The organism is Streptomyces sp. R28, assembly GCF_041052385.1.
Taxonomy (GTDB): domain Bacteria; phylum Actinomycetota; class Actinomycetes; order Streptomycetales; family Streptomycetaceae; genus Streptomyces.
In genome coordinates this window covers 5,686,270-5,703,942 of sequence record NZ_CP163439.1, presented here as the reverse complement: position 1 = coordinate 5,703,942, position 17,673 = coordinate 5,686,270, and the positions used below count along the sequence as shown (strand labels likewise).

Below are 17,673 nucleotides of genomic sequence, written 5' to 3'. Positions count from 1 at the left end.
GGCGGGTCAGCTCCTGGGACCGGGGCCGGAGGGGGAAACGGAGGGAGTGGGCGCTCCGTCCGGGGAACCGGGCGCGGACGGTGCGTCGGTGCGCGGGAGTCGCTGTCTGATCAGTTCGAGGCTGCGGGCGACGGATCCCACCTCGTCGTGGTAGCGCGGGTAGAGCACCGTTCTGCGGTCCCCGGCTGCCAACGCCTCGGCGCCCTGCGCGAGTTCACGTAGCGGCCGTACGACGACGAGGTACAGCCAGCCGATGCAGAGGGCGCCCGTGGTCACCCCCAGCAGACCGACGAGCATGATCCGCCGCTGTGCCTCGTACTCAGGCAGGCCGATCCAGAACACCGGCCTGATCGAGGCGACCTTCCAGCCGAGTGCGCTCGCGACTCCCGGCTTGTTGGTGAACGGCGCCACGGCGGCGACCGCCGGATCCCTCCAGCCGAGCAGCAGCTCCGTAGAGCCCTTGGTCGTGCGGACGGCCTTCATCTGGGCTCGCAGCCGGCCGTCGGAGACCCGCCCGAAGGCCACGAACCCCTTGTTGGACGCGATGACCCGATGCGCGGAGTCCACCAGCCACACCGAGCCGAGACCGGGTCGGTCGAGGATGCCGGTCAGGTACCGGACCTTGAACTCGCCCACGACATAGTGGCGCCCGGCCTTCGTCGGCACGCCCTTGACTGGCTGAGCGGCCACGGCGGCGAGGACCGGTTCCCTGCCGGAGGTGTTCGTCTGCGTGACCCCGGGCCTGACGCGGGCCTTGTTCGGGGTACGGGGTTCACCACCGGCGCGGGCCAGGATCCTGCCGGCGCCGTCGACGACGTACAGGGACCGATACCGGCCGTGCTGCTCCAGGGATCTGTCGAGGACCTTGCGCGCCTCCTCCGACCGGGAAGTGTCGAGAACGGTGGCGAGATGGGTGAGATCCGCGTACCCGTCGTTGATCCCCCTGCGCACGCGATCCGCCGTCGTCTCGGTGCGTTGCCGCTGATCGTCTGAGATCAGCCGCGGTACGACCGCGGCCGGGCGCGGCAGGGTGCTGCCGATCGTCAGCAGCATCGACGCGGGCCAGGCCAGCAGAGCGAACGCGCACACCACGAGGACGGTGCGCAGTCCGAGCCGACGCCGGCCCCTGCCCGTCCCGAGCAGAACACGCCCCTTGGCCGGTGGCCGCGCGGCCGTCTCCTGCGATGGCCCACCCCTGCCGAGGAGTTGAAGGCGCAGTGCCTCCAGCGCGGCGCCGACCCGGGCAGGTTCCCCGAAGCGGGGCGCGTGGACGGGAGCCGTGAGGTCAGCCGAGCCGAGCCTGTGCGCTTCGCGGCGCAACCGCAGCACAGGCCGCTGCACCACCAGGTGGAGGGCGGCGGTGACCCCGGCCGCGAGGGCCAGGAGTACGGCGGCGGCGAGGAGGGCGAGGCGAAGGTCACCGGTCCCGGCCCCGTGATGCTCGGTTCGCACCGTCGTGACGACCGTCAGTCCGAGTGCGCTGCTCGGACTCTCTTTCGCGGCAGTTCCTCGGGCGACTGCGGCGTATCCGACGGCGGTACGGGTGTTGCCGTCCGCCGCCCTGACGAGACTGCCGCTCGGACCGTCGAAGCCTCCGGCGGCGGCGGTTTCCGACGGCCCTTTGCTCTGCGCCTCGCGGGCGGCGGTGCCGGCCAGCGCCTTCGCCCCGTCGGTGCCGGATCCCGGCCCGGCCGAGGTGAGAGTGGCCCCGTCACGGTCCACGACGGTGAGCGTGTGCTTCTTGCCGACGGAGATGCCCGGCGGCTTCAGGCTCTGGGAGGCGACGAGCAACTCCTGCCTGCCGCCTTGCGACAGCGTCGCGAAGGCCAGCAGCCGGGTGACACCCGAGTCGTCCCGCACCAGTCTCGGTGGCGGGTTGGCCGGCAGCCCACGAAGGTTCACCTTCCCGAGCGGTAGGGCCTCGCCGTGCGAGGCGAGCAGCCGATCTGTGGACACGTCGACGACGGCGGTACCCCGCCACCTTCGGGAGGACCGGTCGAGACGGTTCAGCATCGCGTCCGCCGGTACGGCCTTGGAGCCACCGAAGTCCGCGGCCGCTGCCCGCAGATCGGTGACGCTCTGGTCGACGGCGCCCTGCAGCGCGACCGCCCCGTCCTCGGCGATGTGCTGCTGGGAGCTGAGAACGGCCTCGGGGACGCCCCGTTCGGCATCGCTCCCGACCGCGAACACCGTCAGGCCCGCGACGAGCGCCAGCAGAACCGGCAGGGCCGCCAGTGGCGGCCGTACACCTCCTAACACAGCCATGTCCGCCCGACGCCGAGCGGTGCCCTGCGTGGATATCGGAGATCGAGTGGTGGTCAAGAAGAATCCTTTCCAGGCTCTGCCGATGTCGCGTGGAACAACGGGCAAAAGTTCTCGACCTGCTTGACGATGGAAATACCTGGCCGGTTTATCGGGGAAGTGTGACGGCGCTCACGCACCGGGGCGATAAAGTGCCGTTTCGCGGATCCAGAAAGAGCCGCACCACTGTCACGACCTGCAAGTTCATGGGATCGCGAAAGTCGACTCAATGACTGAAACGCTCGATGAGAAACACCTGTGAGAATGGTGAAGTCAGGCTTCACAGGATGCGAACAAATTGCGATGGGCCGCCCGCAAGTGAGACGACAATTGCCCGCTCGGATTATTTTGTATTTCTTCTGCCTTGCCCATCCCGCAGTCGGCTGCTCCACCCCCGCCGATCGGCGGGGGTGCGTTCTGCTCAGCCCCGCACGCGGCAGTCGTAAAGGCCGAAGTTGCCCTTGGTGCGCCAGCCGTAGGCCCCGGAGCGGACGCGCTCGCAGTGGGACTTCACCCACGTCGTGGCGGGGGTGGTGGGTCGCAGGTGAGTGAGCAGCACGTAGCGGAGTTGGTGAGTGGCGATCAGGTTGCCGAGCTGCGGGGCGCTGGGGAAGGGGGCCTTCCCGGTGAATCCCCCCATGACGAGCACGGGTTGGGCCTGCGCGCGCAGCAGACGTTCCGCGGGGTAGGCGGCCTGGGTCGCGAGCAGGTACTTCTCGCCCTTGCGGTGCGCGATGAGGTAGTCCAGCAGGGCGGTGTCGCGGGCGCTGGGCTGGTTGAGCTCGGCCCGGCGGAGAGCGCGCGGGTGGTGGAGGGCCCGGTGGTGGAACTCGCCGACCGGACCGGCCGTCGGGGACGTGGAGGCGCCCGCGTAGCGCGGGTCGAGGGACGAGACGGCCCAGCCGGCGGGTACGAGCAGAGTGGCCGCGATTCCGGCGGCCAGAGAGCCTTGGACCAGGTGCCGGGAGGCGCGTGACCCGCTGGGCCACAGGACGAACGTCCCGCACACCGCGAAGATCACGGCGAACACCAGCAGCCGGGAGGCGAACCAGGTCGGCCGGTCGAGTACGAGCGCCCAGGCCACCGTCAGCACGATCGCCGACGGCAGCCACAGCCGTCGCCGGCCGCCCGCCTCGTACGCGGAGCGAAAGAGCGCGAGCCCCCCTCCGGCCAGCGCGGCGATCGCCGGTGCGAGCACGGCCGTGTAGTAGACGTGATTGCCATTGGAGACGCTGAACACCACGGCATGGACGGCGAGCCAGCCGCCCCAGAGGAGGAAACCCGCACGCAGCAGGTCGGTCCGCGGCTCACGGGCGCGCCAGACCAGAGCCATGACGACGGCGAGCACGGCGAGCGGCAGGAACCAGGCGATCTGCGGACCGACGGTGTGGTTGACGAGCATCCCCCAGCCGGTGTTTCCGGTCATACGGCTGGCGGCGGTGGCCGGGACGGCGCCGAACGCGGTGCCGTCGTCGCTGAAGCGACTCATGCCGTTGTAGCCGAAGACCAGACTGAAGGGGTTGTTGTTCGACGTACCGTCGACATACGGGCGGTTGTCCGCCGGCGTCACCCACGCGATCAGCGCCCACGAGCAGGAGACGGCCAGCGTGACCGCACCACTGAGCAGCAGGCGCAGAACCCTCCGCAACGGCGGGTTCCCCGCCGCGAGTTGATAGACCACGGCGAAGACCGGCAGTACGAGCCAGGCCTGGAGCATCTTCGTCTGGAAGGCGAGCCCGACCCAGACGCCACACGTGATGAGCGGGAGCAGCCGCCCGGTCCGCACCGCCTTCTGCAGGGCTCCGGCGGCCGCCACCAGCAGCAGAGTGAGTGCGGTGTCGGGGATGGTGGCCCTGTTCAGTACCACGGTGACCGGAGTGAAAGTGAGCGTCAGTGCGGCGATCAGCGCGGCGAACGGCCCGGCCCATGCCCGTACGATCCGGTGCAGCAGCCATACGGTGAGCACGCCCTCGATCACATGGGGCAGCGCGGCCGCCCACGTGTGCGGCCCGAAGATCCATACGGAGACGGCATCGGGCCAGAAGGCGCCGGGCAACTTGTCGAGGGTGATCGAACCACTGGTGTCGAGACCGCCGAAGAAGAAGGCCCGCCAACCGGTGGCCATCGACCGTATCGCCGCGCTGTAGTAGGGGTGGATCGCGGCGTGCCCCATGCCCCAGGCGTACAGCAGCGCGGCGACGCCCAGCACCGCGGCCAGCGCCGGGCGTTCCCAACGCGCCGGAGCTTGCGGCCGGTCGGCACGGCAGTGCGCTTCCTGGCGGAGGCCATGGGAGCCGGTGCTCCGGGCGGTGGGGATGGCGGCCACGGCGAAGGTCCTTGGAGTCGGAGTCGAGGCGGAACGGCAGGTGAGAGGCGGAAGGCTGCGCGGGAGCCGCGGGGCTACGGCCTCCGGCGCCCGCACGCCGGAGGCCGACTCACGCTCGGACTTCCCGGGGTGCCCACCCGAGGCTCATCGGACGCGACTCGCCAGTTTCGTGGCGTTGTTGAGCAGGTACTCCAGCGGTCCGCGGCGGAAGAAGCGGGACCAGACCGCCGCGAACACGGTGGCCCCGACGACGAAGCAGAGCAGCAGCCCGAAAGAGGCGGACTGCGGCGGGGTGGCTGTTTCGCCGGGCAGGGCGAGGATGGCCAGGATGTGGCCCACGTAGAGGGTCAGGGACATGGTGCCGACGGCGATGACCGGCGTTGCCGGCCGGCGCAGCCACGGCAGTCGGTCCAACGCCACCGTCGCGCACAGGAGCACGGTGATCGCGACCCCGATGCAGCCGACGAGGTCGAACGTGGAAGCGCTGTGCGGCTCGGCCGCCAGCAGCCCCCATGCGTCGGGCCCCCACAGCCCACTGCCGACCGGCAGGTCGAAGGATCCCGCTGCCATGCCGGGATCCTTCATGGCCGAGGGGTCCTTCATGGCGCCGAAGTCCTTCATGCCAGGCATTCCGGCCATGATCTTCTCCGCGCCGCCGGTCAACCGGAGCGCCAGCCACGAGACGCCGTATCCGAACGCGATCAGCGCGGGCCCGACCACGGCCAGCCGCCGCCGCACCGCGCCGGAGGCGAGGTCCAGCCGACCCAACGCCATGCCGGTGACCACGAACGTCATCCAGGTGATCGCCGGGTAGAAGCCGGTGAGCAGGAAGTCGAGCACGCCCACGCCGGAGAGGCGCGCGATCGGGTCGTACGAGTCGATGGTGTTCACGATCGACTCACTGAGCAGCGCTCGAAGGGCGTACGCCACCTGCGGCGTGACAACCGCGAGCGCGACCGCGATGAGCGCGAGCGTCCTGGCCCGCAGCCGCAGCAGGGGCAGGGACAGCAGGAAGTACACCGCGTAGTAGTTGATGATCACGGCGCCGCCGAAGTCGGTCATCGCCAGCGCGGTGCCCACCACCAGCAGGATCACGGCCCGGATCACGATCCTGGCCTTCGCCTGCCGGCCGGCCAGTCCGGTCTTCGGCTCCGGACGACCGGCGATCAGCACCAACGAGAACCCGGCGAGGGTGGCGAACAGCGCCGAGGCCCGGCCGCTCGCCAGCCAGACGAACCATTCGCCAACGCCGCTGCCGGACGTCGGGAAGGGGTTGAAGGGGCCCGTGTGCACGGCGAACATTCCGAACACGGCCAGTGCACGGGCGAGGTCCACCCCGACCAGCCGCGCCGTCGACGAAGGGCGTTCCGTCGCCGTGGCGGACTCGGATGCGGGTAAGGACTGGCGAGGCGCCTCCTTGGCGCTTTCGATGTCGGTCACCGGGACAACCCTTGCCGAGGCGGGGGCGGTCGACCATCCGCCGGGCTTCGGGAGATGTCCCGCCGGTCAGCCGACCGACCCCCTCCGATCGGCGGGGGTCGGTCTCGGCCGCGTGGCGGGCTCGTCGCAGCCGGCGCCGAAAGGCGGCATCTGACCTGCCATTTCGCTGTGCCATCCGCATCGGTCGTGCCCGGAAGCCCTCAGCCTGCCCGTCCCCTCGGGAAAGCGGACGGTGGTTGTGGACGCCGCAACGTTGTTGGTCGCCCAACTCATGCCCAAGAGGCAGTACTTCAACTGACGCGCCATGGTGACCACGAACGGACCGGGCGGCACGCAGGCCCGGCGGGAACGTCTCAGACGATGTCGTGGATGTTGTGCTCGGTCAGGTCGGATGCGTGCCGGGCAACGGCACGGTAGTCGGCATCGTCGTGGAGAACAGCCAGGCCGTGGTGGGCCGCGGTGGCGGCGATGACGAGGTCAACCGCCGAGGCACTGCGGTGCTCCCCTGCCTGGACCATACGGTGTCGCACCGCGCCGATCCAGAGCCCGGCGTTCTTCGGCAAGAGCAGGATGCGATGGCCCCAACATCGATCGCGTCGTACCAGGCCGATTGCAGTTTCGGATCCCGGAGCAGCCGGACCAGGCCGGATGTGTCGAGCAAGTAGATCACCGGCTGTGCTTCTCCGCCCGGTGCAGACGTTCGGCGTCCTCGACGGCGCCCCACTCACGCGCACGCTCGAAGTGTCGGCTGATGCGCGCCGCACGTTCCTGCTGCTCGGCGTAGAAGTCCAGAGCGAGATTGACCGCCTCCTTCTTGGTCCTGACCTTGGCCAGAGCCATGACGCGTTCGAGGGCATCGTCATCGATGTCGATCTGTCTCACAGACATGTGGCACCTCCTACGCGATGTTGGCGATGTACATAGAAGGATGCGTCACCAACATGGCCACGTCTCAGTGTCGGATCTCGGCCTGTGCAGTCGCGACGGACACTCCAGAACGGCGCGGGAGACGGCGCCGACCCGGCAGTGCGCAGCGTCGCGCGCACGCGTGACTCGACCCTGGTGGCGGCCGTGCCCAGAGCGTGCCCCCAAGAGCGGACAACCACGGTCAACAGCGGTGTGACCAGGCCGGCGCAACGACGTCAGCACGACGAATCTGCGCAGGTCAGCGGCTATCCGGCCGCCAAAGCGCCGTCGCTTCCCAAGCTGAGAGCGCGAGTTCGATTCTCGTCACCCGCTCCACGACTAAGGCCCAGGTCAGAAACCCGGGCCTTTTTGCTGTCCGTCGTGATCAGCTTTTGCGTGCCAGATTCGTGCCAGAAGGCTCGTCGGGCTTCTTCCGGACGGCAGCATCCCGGGCGGCCCGAACCCTCCGGGCCGTGGCGTCCAGCCCGGCGGCGACCTCCTCCTGCCGCTCGTCGTCGGAGTGCTGATGGACCAGCGCGGCCTTCTCCGAGGACTACCCGGCACGGACCATGGTGTCCTTGAGCGTGGCGCCGAAGCGCGTGGACAGAGTGTGCCCGGTGTGCCGGAGGTCGTAGAACCGGAAGCCCTCGGGCATGCCGACGATCTCACCCGCCTTCCGCCACTTCCGCCCGAAGGTGCTACGCCGGAAGGGGGCGCCCTTCTCGCCGACGAACAGCAGCCCGTCAGGGCGAGGTCGCCTGTCATCGCATACAGCTGGCCGATGAGTCGGCCCACGCTCGCGGCGCAAAAGGCGTCGAACTCGTGCTCGTCCGCGCCCTGGCCGCCGCGCGGTTCATCTGGTGGTCGCATGCCTCTCTTGTCACGCTGCGCCGTGCCACTTGGCTCCCTCGCATCGGCTTCCTCGAACCACAAGAAGTCAGCGACTCACGCGCAACCCCCGGGCCCCGACGCCGAGCTCTTCCGACCACCACCGACGGCCTCCCCACCCTCCTCCCCCCCCCCACTGGGAATTCCCGACTTCGGTATCGACACGTCCGAGGGCCGGACGCTACTCGCGAGAGCCTGACGCCACTGGAGGTAAGGGCGGCCGGGTCGTGGTGGCGGCCCCGCCCACGCGGGCCTCGAAGCACTCCCGTTCGCCGTCGGCCGACGCGGGCCGGAAGCAGGCCCGGACGGTGCTGCCGGGACGGACTTCGGTCATCTCCGTATAGATGAAGGTTGCCGCGTCGTCCTTGTTCCTGATGCGCACGCTGTGGGTCGGGCCGCCTGCCGTGACGTCGACCCGGTCGCCGATCTCGGTCCCCCAGGTCCGGGCCCAGCTCGCGCCGCACTTCTTGCTGTGGCGCAGCTCGACGTGGGCGCCGGTGGCCGTGCGGTACGAGGCGAGGGTGTCGGGGCCGATGCCGCAGATCAGGCGCATCGGGTCCCGGCCCTCGCAGGCTGCTCCGTGGCATTGGGGAGCGAGGGAGAACGGGACGGAGGCCGGCAACGGTTCGTCCTCCTGAGCCTCCGAGTCCGGCAGCAGGAGGAACAGCAGGGCCGCAGCACCACCGACGATCACGGTGTACGCCGACGCCAGCACCACCAGGAGCCTGCGCCCGCGCAGGCGCCGCCGCCCGGTCCCGGCGGGCGGCGGCGACTCCTGAGGATGTGGCCGCGGCGACTCGTCCGCGGGAGGGGCGGGCGCGGGGGCCACCGCGCGTCCGCTCCAGTGCGACTCGGCGATCTCCCACAGGGCCAGCAGCCGCCCGTCCGGTTCGTTCGCGAGCCGGCACAGTTCCCGTACGGCCTCGCGAGGAGGCAGGCTCTTGCCGTTGAGGTAACGCTCCCACGAGGACTTGCTGTACGCCGTCCGCTCCGCCAGCGCCGCCAGGCTCAGCCCCGCACCGGCCCGCAGCTCCCGCAGCGCCGCGAACAGCCGGGTGTGTTCCGCGGTCACTTCGGATCCGCTTCCCGCAGGGCCTGCCAGGTGGGCGGGTCGATGACTCCGTTCACGATCAGCCCGTTCCGCTTCTGCATGAGCTCGACCGCTCGCCGCGTCTTCGGGCCGAAGACGCCGTCGATCTCCCCCGGCGCGGTGCCCGCCCGGCTCAGCAGGCACTGCGCCTCGGCCACTTCGAGCCCCACTTGGGTGTTGGACAGGAGGATGTCCGTGGTCCGGCTCAGGCCCGCGTACCAGCGGCCGTCACGCTGCTCCAGCCGGCAGGTGTAGATGACCGGCACCAGGGACTCCGACACGGTGGCCGGGGCCGTCGCGACAGCATCGCCGCGGTCGTGCGCGAGCTGGGCACGGGCCTCGGTGAGCCGCACGGCCAGCAGGAGCGCCGCGGAGACGGACAGCACCGTGACCACGGCTCCCGCCGTGACCGCGGCGCGCAGGTGACGCCCGTACGGCTGCTGCTCCGTGGGGGGGTGTGCCGTTGTCGCGGAGTGGTTCTCGGGGTCGTCGGTGGTGACCACCCGTCCCTCCGCCCAGCGTTGGGCGGCGATCTCGTGCATCACCAGCAGCCGGGGCGGATCGTCACCGCCGACGCGGGCCATCGCCTCGACGGCCTCACGGGGCGGCAGAGACCTGCCGTTCAGATATCGCTGCCACGACTTCGCGCTGTACCCGGTCTTCGCGGCCAGTTGACGGGTGCTCAGTTCGCTGCGGTCCTTCAGTTTGCGCAATCGCACGATCAGCTGGTGAACGTGTGGATGCAGTTCAGCAGGCAGCTCTTTCCAACGCGACATGTTCCCCCCGCTCGCGTCAGGGGCGGCTGGTCCGGCCCCCCGTGTCCCGGTCTCATTCTGCATCAGCTGTCACGGGGATCACAGAGCGGGCACGACGCCCTGGTGCGACCCGGCCCTGGCGCGGAATCAGCCATTCCCTCTCGCCGCAGTCCCGCCGCAGGGACTCGGCGGGCGACATCTCCGCAGGTCAGTGCACGGGACGTCCCGGGATGAGGTCACTTCCGCGCCAGCTGTGGCCGAACATCACGCCGAACCCGCAGTCTCGTTGCGGAGCCGGCCGATGCGGTCGGCTCCGACCAACGCACGTCAACGGAGGGGAACAGCATGCGAGCTCTCACCAAGGCACTCGTCAGTGTCACCACCGCCGTCGGGATCGCCGCCGGCGGCCTGGCCACCGCGGGCACGGCCATGGCGGCTCCCGCGCCGGCTCAGCAGCAGGCGGCGAGCACCAAGGCCGTCACGCCGCTCGCGGTGCAGAACCTGGGGCTGACCCGGGAGGAGGCCCGGAAGGTCCAGCGCTGGCTGGCGACGCACTGGGACTACAACGACGCGATCGACGGGTACCTCGGCACCAACAGCTGGAAGGCGTTCCAGCGCTGCCTGGCGAAGTACTGGGGCTACGACGACGCGATCGACGGAATCGTCGGCCCCAACACGATCAAGGCGCTGCAGCGCCTGCTGAAGGCCAACGGCGACTACAACGGCGCGATCGACGGCAGCGCCGGCGACGGGACCAGGGCGGCGTTCAAGACGTGGGCCAACAGGCTCTGACGGACCAGCCGTCCCACGAACCCACCGCGGCCCGTCCCCTCATGCAGGAAGGGACGGGCCGCGTGTGTCCCTCCGGTCCGCCCGCTGATCCGGACGAAACCGCCTGGCCGGGTCCGGTCCTTCGCCATCACTCCTGCAACTGAAGATCCGCTGACGACAAGCATTCCAAGCCCTGGTCGGCCCACTCGGCTCGGCGTGCCACAACAAAAGGAATACGGGGAATCATGTCTCTTCGCAGCCGACTCACGCGCCGCGCGCGGATCACGCTCATAGGCGTCGCCGCCGGAGGTGTCGCGGCCGCAATCGCCGTCGTACCGTCGCTCGCCGACAGCGACTCCTCGGAGCTGGCGACGGTCGCCGCCCAGAAGGAGACCGACTACGGGCCCGAGCCCGAGGCCGACAGCAAGCTCGTCACCCAGGTCAGCGAGCTGTCGACCATGGCCACGGCCACGCTCTCGCCCGACACGATGATCAACCGGGCCCGTACCTGGCTCACGGCCAACAACGGAGCCCCGGTCCCCTACAGCATGGAGCGCACTTGGAAGGACGGCTACCGCCAGGACTGCTCCGGCTATGTCTCCATGGCGCTCGGGCTGGGGAAGCCCGGCCTGAACACCGTCGGGCTGGCCGACTCGCGCGTCACCACGCGGCTCAGCAGCACGAGTCAGCTCAAGAAGGGTGACCTGCTGATCGACTACAGCACCACTGACGGCGATTTCCGTCACGTAGTGATCTTCGAGAAGTGGGCCGACACGTCGCACAGCGCCTACTGGGCGTACGAACAGCGCGGTACGTACGGCACGACCCACCGGCAGCTCAGTTACGGAATCGGCAGTGACAACTACGACCCCTTCCGCCCGGTCAACCTGGGTGACGGCGGTGGCGGCGGTCAGCTCCCCTCCCCGGGTGTCTCCTGGCCGATCCTCCAGAGCGGTTCCAAGGGTGCGGACGTGCAGTCCGCCCAGCAGCTGCTGACCACGCGGGGCTACACGCTCGAGGCCGACGGCATCTTCGGCCCGAATACCCACTCCGCGGTGATCCAGTTCCAGAAGTCCCAGTCCCTGGCCGCTGACGGCGTCATCGGCCCGAACACTTGGTCAAAGCTGATCACGACGGTGCAGTACGGCTCGTCCGGCCAGGCGGTGAAGGCAGCGCAGACGCAGCTGAACGTCTACGGCTACGGCCTCGCGGTCGACGGCGCGTTCGGCTCGGGGACGAAATCGGCGGTGGTCGCCTTCCAGGAGAACCACCACTTGCAGGTCGACGGCGTCATCGGCCCGGAGACCTGGCGCGCCCTGCTCGGCACCCGCTGACGCGAGCGGTCCCGGCGGCCGGCCGACGGCTCCTTCCCACTGCGGGCGCAGTGGGAAGGAGCCGTCGCTGTACATCCATGGAGCCGATGGAGGTGTGGCAGCGTCCCGAGAGCTACTGGCTGGGCACGGCACGCTCGTACGCCGACTCGCCGGGCTGGTCGGAGCAGGACCCGATCGGGGGCGCCCGGTGGTGAGACTGAACGCGGATGCGCTGGGCGGCGCGCGTGGGACCCCGCGGATATGTGAGCGCTCCCCGGACCGGTGTGACTGAGCGCCTCAGTTGGCGAGTTTCGCCGACCCGGACGCTCAGAGTTCAGCTTGGGACGTTGAGGAGCCGCCTCGGCACGCATGGGAACGGCTGCGCGACCGACCGGACGTCCAAGGATCGGCAGTCCGCCGGCCACGGACGGGGACTCCCAGCGGCCCCGTCCGCACGGTGTGCCCTTGGCGTGCCCGTAAGACCGGTAAACCACGGTCAACAGCGGTGCGATCCCGCACCTTCGGGCGCTGGACCGAGAGACATTTACCCAGGTCAGAAGCTATCTGGCCGCCCAAGCACCGTCGCTTCCCAAGCTGAGAGCGCGAGTTCGATTCTCGTCACCCGCTCCATGATGAAACCCCAGGTCAGTGACCTGGGGTTCGGTTGTGCCGAGGATTTGTCGGCACTTTCCAGCCTTCCAGGTGCACGAAGATCGGGCCGTGATGGGCACGAGTGCCCAGTGGCAGCCGCACTCGGAACACATCCAGCGTCGGAACTCAGCGTTGACCTGTGGCTTCGCACTCCGTGGCGGAACCTCCCGCGCCAGAAAGACCTCGACGACCGCGGACTTCCCTCACAGGAACCGGATCAGATCGACCAGGGATCAAAGGCTCGCTGAACGTGACTCCGCAATTGATGAGCGTGCAGTGAACGCCGTTCCTGACCTCGTCATGTTCGACCTTGACCTTGTTCCAGTTGGCCTTCGGGCAATTGCCGAGGGCAGCCAGGCCGGACTCCTGCTGGGCCAGGGCTGATGCGTTCTCAGCCGGCGGGACAGGCCGGTTCGTCGGCTCTGGGGCTGACGTCATCGCGGTGCTCCTGGCCGCCGCCGGGGCCCTGTTCCATGTCCACCGAGCACTGCGTATTCCGCCGACGACCACGCTGTCGGCGTCAGGCGGCGTCGATCAGTGCCAGGTCCATCGGCACGAGCGTGGTCGACGCCAGCAGTGCGCGGATCAGGTTGTCGTTGAGCGCGTTGCCCACCGGCTCACCGAGCTCCTCGCGGGTCAGCCAGGGCACCCCGTCGCGGGACAGCCGTGTGCGCACACCGTTGACCAGGTGCTCGACGCGCTTGTCCGTCCAGCCCGCATACGGCTGCGACTCCGCGAGCTCGGCGGCGGTCTGCCGCCAGGTCAGCGGCTGCGGCCGGGGCTCGTGCAGCAGGTACCGCCGGCCGAGTACGACGAGGGCGAGCCTCTCCTGTTCGGTCAGCGCCCACACCCGGGGCGGGCGGGTGACGTCCCCGTGCCGCGGTACCGGCCGCCGCTCGCCCTCGGGGCCGGTGACGAAGACCTCCAGCAAGTGCTCGCGGCCACGTGAGCCGCCGGCGAACAGCGGCGTGTAGCCGGTGTCGAGCGGCAGTGGCTCCTCGCCCCGGAACAGCAGGCGGGCACCGGCGCACCGGATCGGCAGGCGCCCGGCGTTGCTCACCCACCAGCGGCCGTCCCGGTGGGTGAGCGTGCCCTGGTGGCGGCTGACCTGGGGGTCGTCCTCGCCGAGGCATACGTGTACCTCGGGCCGGTTGCGGCCGAACAGGACCTCGCGCCCGTCCCCGGGTCCCAGCGTGATGCCGCCGGTCAGTGCGAGCGCGAAGAGGGTGCCGGGCAGCGGCGCTGACGCGCCCCGGGCGAGGCTCCCGTGGGTGGCGGGCAGCAGACGGCCACCCGGAGCGGGCATTCCCCGTTCCCCCGGCCGTCTCCGTGCCATTCCCCGCTCGGTCATGTCACGTCTCCGGCAGTCGCTTCGAGATGTTCCGTACGACGACGGCTGCGAACTCCGTTGCGGTGTCGCACAGTTGCCTGGTCGGCTGTGGGGCGTACACGGTCAGTTGGAAAAGTTCGGTGGTGCGGTCACCGACCGAGTCCGTGTAGGTGCGGTGCGGGGTCCGTACGGTGCAGCTGTCGGCCTCGTCCGCGATGAAGTAGCTCTTCGTGCCGACGACGTTCACCGGCGTTCCGTCGTCGGCGTCCAGCGAGTTGTCCCGGCTGAACTGGATCTCCACCTCGCGGTTGCCGTCGTCGCTCGACCAGTCGCAGTCCCAGGAACCGAAGCCGCGGTCCCGGTTGTCCGCCTTGACGCCGGGAAGCAGCTTGAGCTCGGTGGAGTCGAGCAGCGTGCAGGTGTCGAGCAGGGCAAGGGAGTTCGCAGCCGGCGACGAGGAACGCCGGGGTACCGGGCCCTCGGCCAGCACGCCGACCACGTGATCGGTCGCGGCGTCGGCCATGGGGCACGGGTCGGGCGACAGTTCGGCGAGCTGCTTGCCGATGACGCGGATCTGCTTGCCGTCGGTGGTCAGTACGGCCCGTTCGCAGGTTCTCCCGTCACGTTTGAGTGTCACGACCGTGAGGCCGCCGACCAGGCGGGTGGACAGGATGTCGTCGAAGTCGTCCCGGTCCGAGTCGAGGTTGACCTGGACGTCCGCGTTGTCGTCACCGCTGTTGTTGCGCACCAGGACGTCACACCGGTCGATCTCCCCGTAGTCAGGGTCCAGTGCGGTGCCGCCGAAGCGGCTCAGAGAGGCGGCGTCGAGCAGCCCGCAGGGGTCCGCCGTACGCTCGTCGCCCATGGCACCGGCCCGCGCCGTGACCGAGGGTTTCGCGTCGGTCGCGGCGGTGCGGCCACCCTTGTCACCCTTGCCCCCCTCGTCCTTCGAGGCCCACGGGCCGAAGAGAACGAGCCCGGCTGTGATCGCGCCCGCCGCGACCAGCGCCACCGCCGTGATCGCCCAAGGGTGGCGGCGTCGGCGTAGCGGCCGTGACGGCTGAAGCATGAAGGGCGTGGAGTCCTGCGGGCGGCGGACGAGTCGGGGCAGCCGGAGCGGGCGGGAGCTGAGGTCCCGCATACGGCTGTCGCGCAACTGCTCGTGCAACTGCTCCTGTATGTGCGGGGGCGGGGGTGCGGCGCGCGTCAGCAGCTTCTGCGCCCCGGCAGCGTCGGGCCGGCGCCGGGGCTCCACCTCCAGCAGAGCGCTGAGCGGCTCCTCCAACGGGCCGGCGCGGCGCATCGGCTCGATGTGTCCCTCGACCGCCCGGGCCAGATATGCCATGAGGTGTTCGGCCTCCCCGTACGGCGACTGGGCCTCGACCGCCGAGAACAGGGAGGCACCCAGGGAGAACACGTCGGACTTCTCGCCCGCGGGCTGCCCCTTGGCCAACTCCGGGGCCAGATAGCGGGGTTTGCCGCGCACACTGCAGGTCGCGCTCTGTGTGACGTCACTCCACAGGGCTCGCGAGATCCCGAAGTCGGTCAGTCTCGCGACGCCTTCCTCGGTGACGAGGATGTTCTCCGGCGTCACATCGCCGTGCACCACGCCCTCGTCGTGGGACTTCGCCAACGCGGCCGCGATCTGGCAGCCGATCGACCCGGCCTCCTCGGGCGTGAGCGGGCCGCTCTCCGTCACGATCTGCGCAAGGCTGCGCGAGGGGACGTATTCCATGATGATCCAGCAGGTGGCGCCCTCGTCGACGAAGTCGAAGACGCCCACGATGTTCGGGTGGTGCAGCCGCCCGGCGTTGCGCGCCTCGCCCATGAGCCGTCGCGTGGCCCGATCGTCGTCCAGGCGCGCGCACTTGACCGCGACCCGTCGTTCGAGCCGCTCGTCCCAGGCCAGCCAGACGACGCCCATCCCGCCTGTTCCGACGGGCTCCTGCAAGAGATACCGGTCGGCGATCCTGTCCCCGGCCTCTGGCGTCACCAGCACCGCCCCACCCCTCGCCCCGTCGCCGACGGCCCAGCCAGGTGACGGAGTGTACTCAGCCCGCACTTGGCAGTGATCTGTTTCACCGGACTTTGTGGGGACTCACCCAGAACCCCCACAGCGCCCCGGGCTCACGGTCCGCGTCGCGTCGGTGTTGTAGTCGGCGGTCAAAACCATCCACAGATGATGCATGCGCCTTCTGCCCATCCGGTCAGGCGGTGTGGTGCTGCGGTACGCGACAGGCGCAGGTCTTGTGACTCCCACCACCGCGGCGACATCCCGCACCGCTGCCGCCTCGCCGGGGGCGAGCCGCCCGAACCCTCCTGGCCTTCTCCCTGGGCTGCCGAGTGGACGTGGGCTCTCATGGGGACTGCGCCACCGGTTGCGCACGCAACAGCGCCGGCACGCGCCTTGCCCGACTTGCGCACGGTGCATCCTTCCGAGGGCGTCACGGCGCCGCCGAACCGCCTGGGCCGAAGCCGTGCCCAATCCGTGCCCGTAAGGGCGGGCAACCACGGTCAACAGGGGTGCGACACGGCCCTCGCCGCTACCGCGCGGGAAGGTATCTGCGCAGGTCAAGACCATGAAGCCCGCCCAAGCGCCATCGCTTCCCAAGCTGGGAGCGCGAGTTCGATTCTCGTCACCCGCTCTTCTTGAAGCCCCAGGTCAGCGGCCTGGGGCTTGTTTCATTGGGGGGCGATGGCGGACACCCGTCCTGCACGTGCTTCGTCGTGGGCGGTGCACAAGCCCCTTGTGGGAGCGGACACTTGACCGCCATGGGTCCTGCGTCAGAGCGGGAGGTCGTCGGGGAGTACCCGGAACGCCTTGTAGCGGCCCAACGGGCGTACGGCCCGGAAGTCTCGTCGGTCGAGGGTGAGAATCGCGTCCGTGTCGTAGTCGGCGGCAAGCGCCACGTTCACCGCGTCGGCGAGGTCGAGGTCCAGCGCGCGGTAGCGGACACGGACAGACTGGGCGGCACCCAGGTGGTCCTCCGTGATCTCCGGCATGACGACACGACCCCGGCTCATCCAGCGCCGCAGGTCGTCGACCGCGCTGAGGGCAGCCTCCCTGCCGAGCTCACGCGTCGCCACGTGATCCAGTTCGGCCAGCAGGAGCGGGGACATGACCAGAAGGCCCGCCGCCATGATCGCCTCGTTCGCCGCCCGGTGTTCCGCATGAGCCGAGTCCAGGGCTGCCAGAAGGCTGGACGTATCGGCGATGACAATGATCACGCGGCGGATCCGGAGCCCGGGCCGTCCTCACGCCGGACGGCCTCGGCGACCGTGTCCCGGACCTCCGGCTTGGACAGCGTGCGCCCCGGCCCCTCGAAGGTGCGTGAGAACAGCGGCTCGTCCCAGACCCGGTTCGCCATGGCTGCAAGGTGGATGCCCTGGCGGATGATCTCGGCCTCGCTTATACCTCGGCGCTTGGCGGCCTCCTTGATGATGGCCAGGTCCTCGGGGTCGGCGTAGACGTTGGTGCGCTTCATGGACATGTACCAAGAGTAGTCCATGTACCGGATTGATGTATCCGGCGCCACTTCCCATGTCCCCTTGCCGAGGACCAGCCGAGCCGACCTCATAGGCCCCGTCCGGGGAATCCGAATCTCGGACCGGCCACCCGACCCCGGCCTCAGCTCCTTGAGGTGATGCAGGTCCGATCCGGCGGCCTTCGCATCGGAGGAGGACGTCCCGGCCCCGGAGCGTGGCCGATCGGTCGTTCAGCCGGTCCACAAGAGGACGGCCCGGAGTTGGACCAGCGTCACGCAGCGCGGCAACGGCCTGGGCAACCTGGGAGGAAGAACCGAACGGTGGAGGGTCCTGAATCCCTCACCACGCTCAGAGGCCCACGCCACCCGCGAACAACGGCACCCACGTCCATCAGAAGTTCTCGCACCTGTCGGAGC

At 69.6% G+C, this 17,673-nt stretch carries 12 protein-coding genes and 3 pseudogenes; 2 read left to right on the top strand and 13 right to left on the bottom strand.

Annotated features, from left to right (window positions below; genetic code table 11):
• Positions 1-6: 6 nt before the first annotated feature.
• From AB5J49_RS25415 to AB5J49_RS25375, 9 genes and pseudogenes are all read right to left on the bottom strand, one after another.
• Entirely contained in the window at positions 7-2,265 is a 2,259-nt protein-coding gene (locus AB5J49_RS25415) for a cache and HAMP domain-containing protein (RefSeq protein WP_369170972.1), read from the bottom strand.
• A gap of 457 nt (positions 2,266-2,722) precedes the next feature.
• The gene (locus AB5J49_RS25410; RefSeq protein ID WP_369170971.1) at positions 2,723-4,627 is read right to left on the bottom strand and encodes an ArnT family glycosyltransferase; all 1,905 of its coding nucleotides are present in this window, start codon (positions 4,625-4,627) and stop codon (positions 2,723-2,725) included.
• Positions 4,628-4,771: 144 nt separating this feature from the next.
• Positions 4,772-6,067, bottom strand: a complete 1,296-nt coding sequence (locus tag AB5J49_RS25405) for a DUF418 domain-containing protein (RefSeq protein ID WP_369170970.1) — start codon at positions 6,065-6,067, stop codon at positions 4,772-4,774.
• Between the two features lie 353 nt (positions 6,068-6,420).
• A pseudogene (locus AB5J49_RS25400) lies at positions 6,421-6,737 on the bottom strand (VapC toxin family PIN domain ribonuclease).
• On the bottom strand, positions 6,734-6,955 hold the full coding sequence (locus tag AB5J49_RS25395; protein WP_369170969.1) for a type II toxin-antitoxin system VapB family antitoxin: 222 nt from the start codon (positions 6,953-6,955) through the stop codon (positions 6,734-6,736). The pseudogene AB5J49_RS25400 and the gene AB5J49_RS25395 overlap by 4 nt, the downstream one beginning before the upstream one ends.
• 403 nt (positions 6,956-7,358) lie before the next feature.
• Positions 7,359-7,721 (bottom strand): annotated as a pseudogene (locus AB5J49_RS25390) (site-specific integrase); the annotation flags it as partial.
• Positions 7,721-7,843: pseudogene (locus AB5J49_RS25385) on the bottom strand (SigE family RNA polymerase sigma factor); the annotation flags it as partial. The pseudogenes AB5J49_RS25390 and AB5J49_RS25385, both read right to left, overlap by 1 nt.
• 199 nt (positions 7,844-8,042) lie before the next feature.
• On the bottom strand, positions 8,043-8,933 hold the full coding sequence (locus AB5J49_RS25380) for a DUF2690 domain-containing protein (protein ID WP_369170968.1): 891 nt from the start codon (positions 8,931-8,933) through the stop codon (positions 8,043-8,045).
• A complete protein-coding gene (locus AB5J49_RS25375; RefSeq protein WP_369170967.1) occupies positions 8,930-9,727 on the bottom strand; it encodes a peptidoglycan-binding protein in 798 nt (265 codons plus the stop codon). The genes AB5J49_RS25380 and AB5J49_RS25375 overlap by 4 nt, the downstream gene beginning before the upstream one ends.
• Before the next feature lie 324 nt (positions 9,728-10,051).
• Between AB5J49_RS25375 and AB5J49_RS25370 the strand changes: the two genes are divergently transcribed.
• Complete coding sequence (locus tag AB5J49_RS25370; protein ID WP_369170965.1) at positions 10,052-10,498, top strand: peptidoglycan-binding protein; 447 nt, start codon at positions 10,052-10,054, stop codon at positions 10,496-10,498.
• A 224-nt stretch (positions 10,499-10,722) separates the two neighbouring features.
• Entirely contained in the window at positions 10,723-11,811 is a 1,089-nt protein-coding gene (locus AB5J49_RS25365) for a peptidoglycan-binding protein (RefSeq protein ID WP_369170964.1), read from the top strand.
• A 1,150-nt stretch (positions 11,812-12,961) separates the two neighbouring features.
• Here the strand turns inward: AB5J49_RS25365 and AB5J49_RS25360 are convergent.
• The 4 genes from AB5J49_RS25360 to AB5J49_RS25345 form a co-directional block, all read right to left on the bottom strand.
• Positions 12,962-13,747: an FHA domain-containing protein gene (locus tag AB5J49_RS25360; RefSeq protein ID WP_369170963.1), complete on the bottom strand. Its 786-nt coding sequence runs from the start codon at positions 13,745-13,747 to the stop codon at positions 12,962-12,964.
• 46 nt (positions 13,748-13,793) lie between these two features.
• On the bottom strand, positions 13,794-15,770 hold the full coding sequence (locus tag AB5J49_RS25355; protein WP_369170962.1) for a serine/threonine-protein kinase: 1,977 nt from the start codon (positions 15,768-15,770) through the stop codon (positions 13,794-13,796).
• A 785-nt stretch (positions 15,771-16,555) separates the two neighbouring features.
• The gene (locus AB5J49_RS25350) at positions 16,556-16,999 is read right to left on the bottom strand and encodes a PIN domain-containing protein (protein WP_369170960.1); all 444 of its coding nucleotides are present in this window, start codon (positions 16,997-16,999) and stop codon (positions 16,556-16,558) included.
• Complete coding sequence (locus tag AB5J49_RS25345; RefSeq protein WP_369170959.1) at positions 16,996-17,262, bottom strand: CopG family transcriptional regulator; 267 nt, start codon at positions 17,260-17,262, stop codon at positions 16,996-16,998. The genes AB5J49_RS25350 and AB5J49_RS25345 overlap by 4 nt, the downstream gene beginning before the upstream one ends.
• Positions 17,263-17,673: the final 411 nt, after the last annotated feature.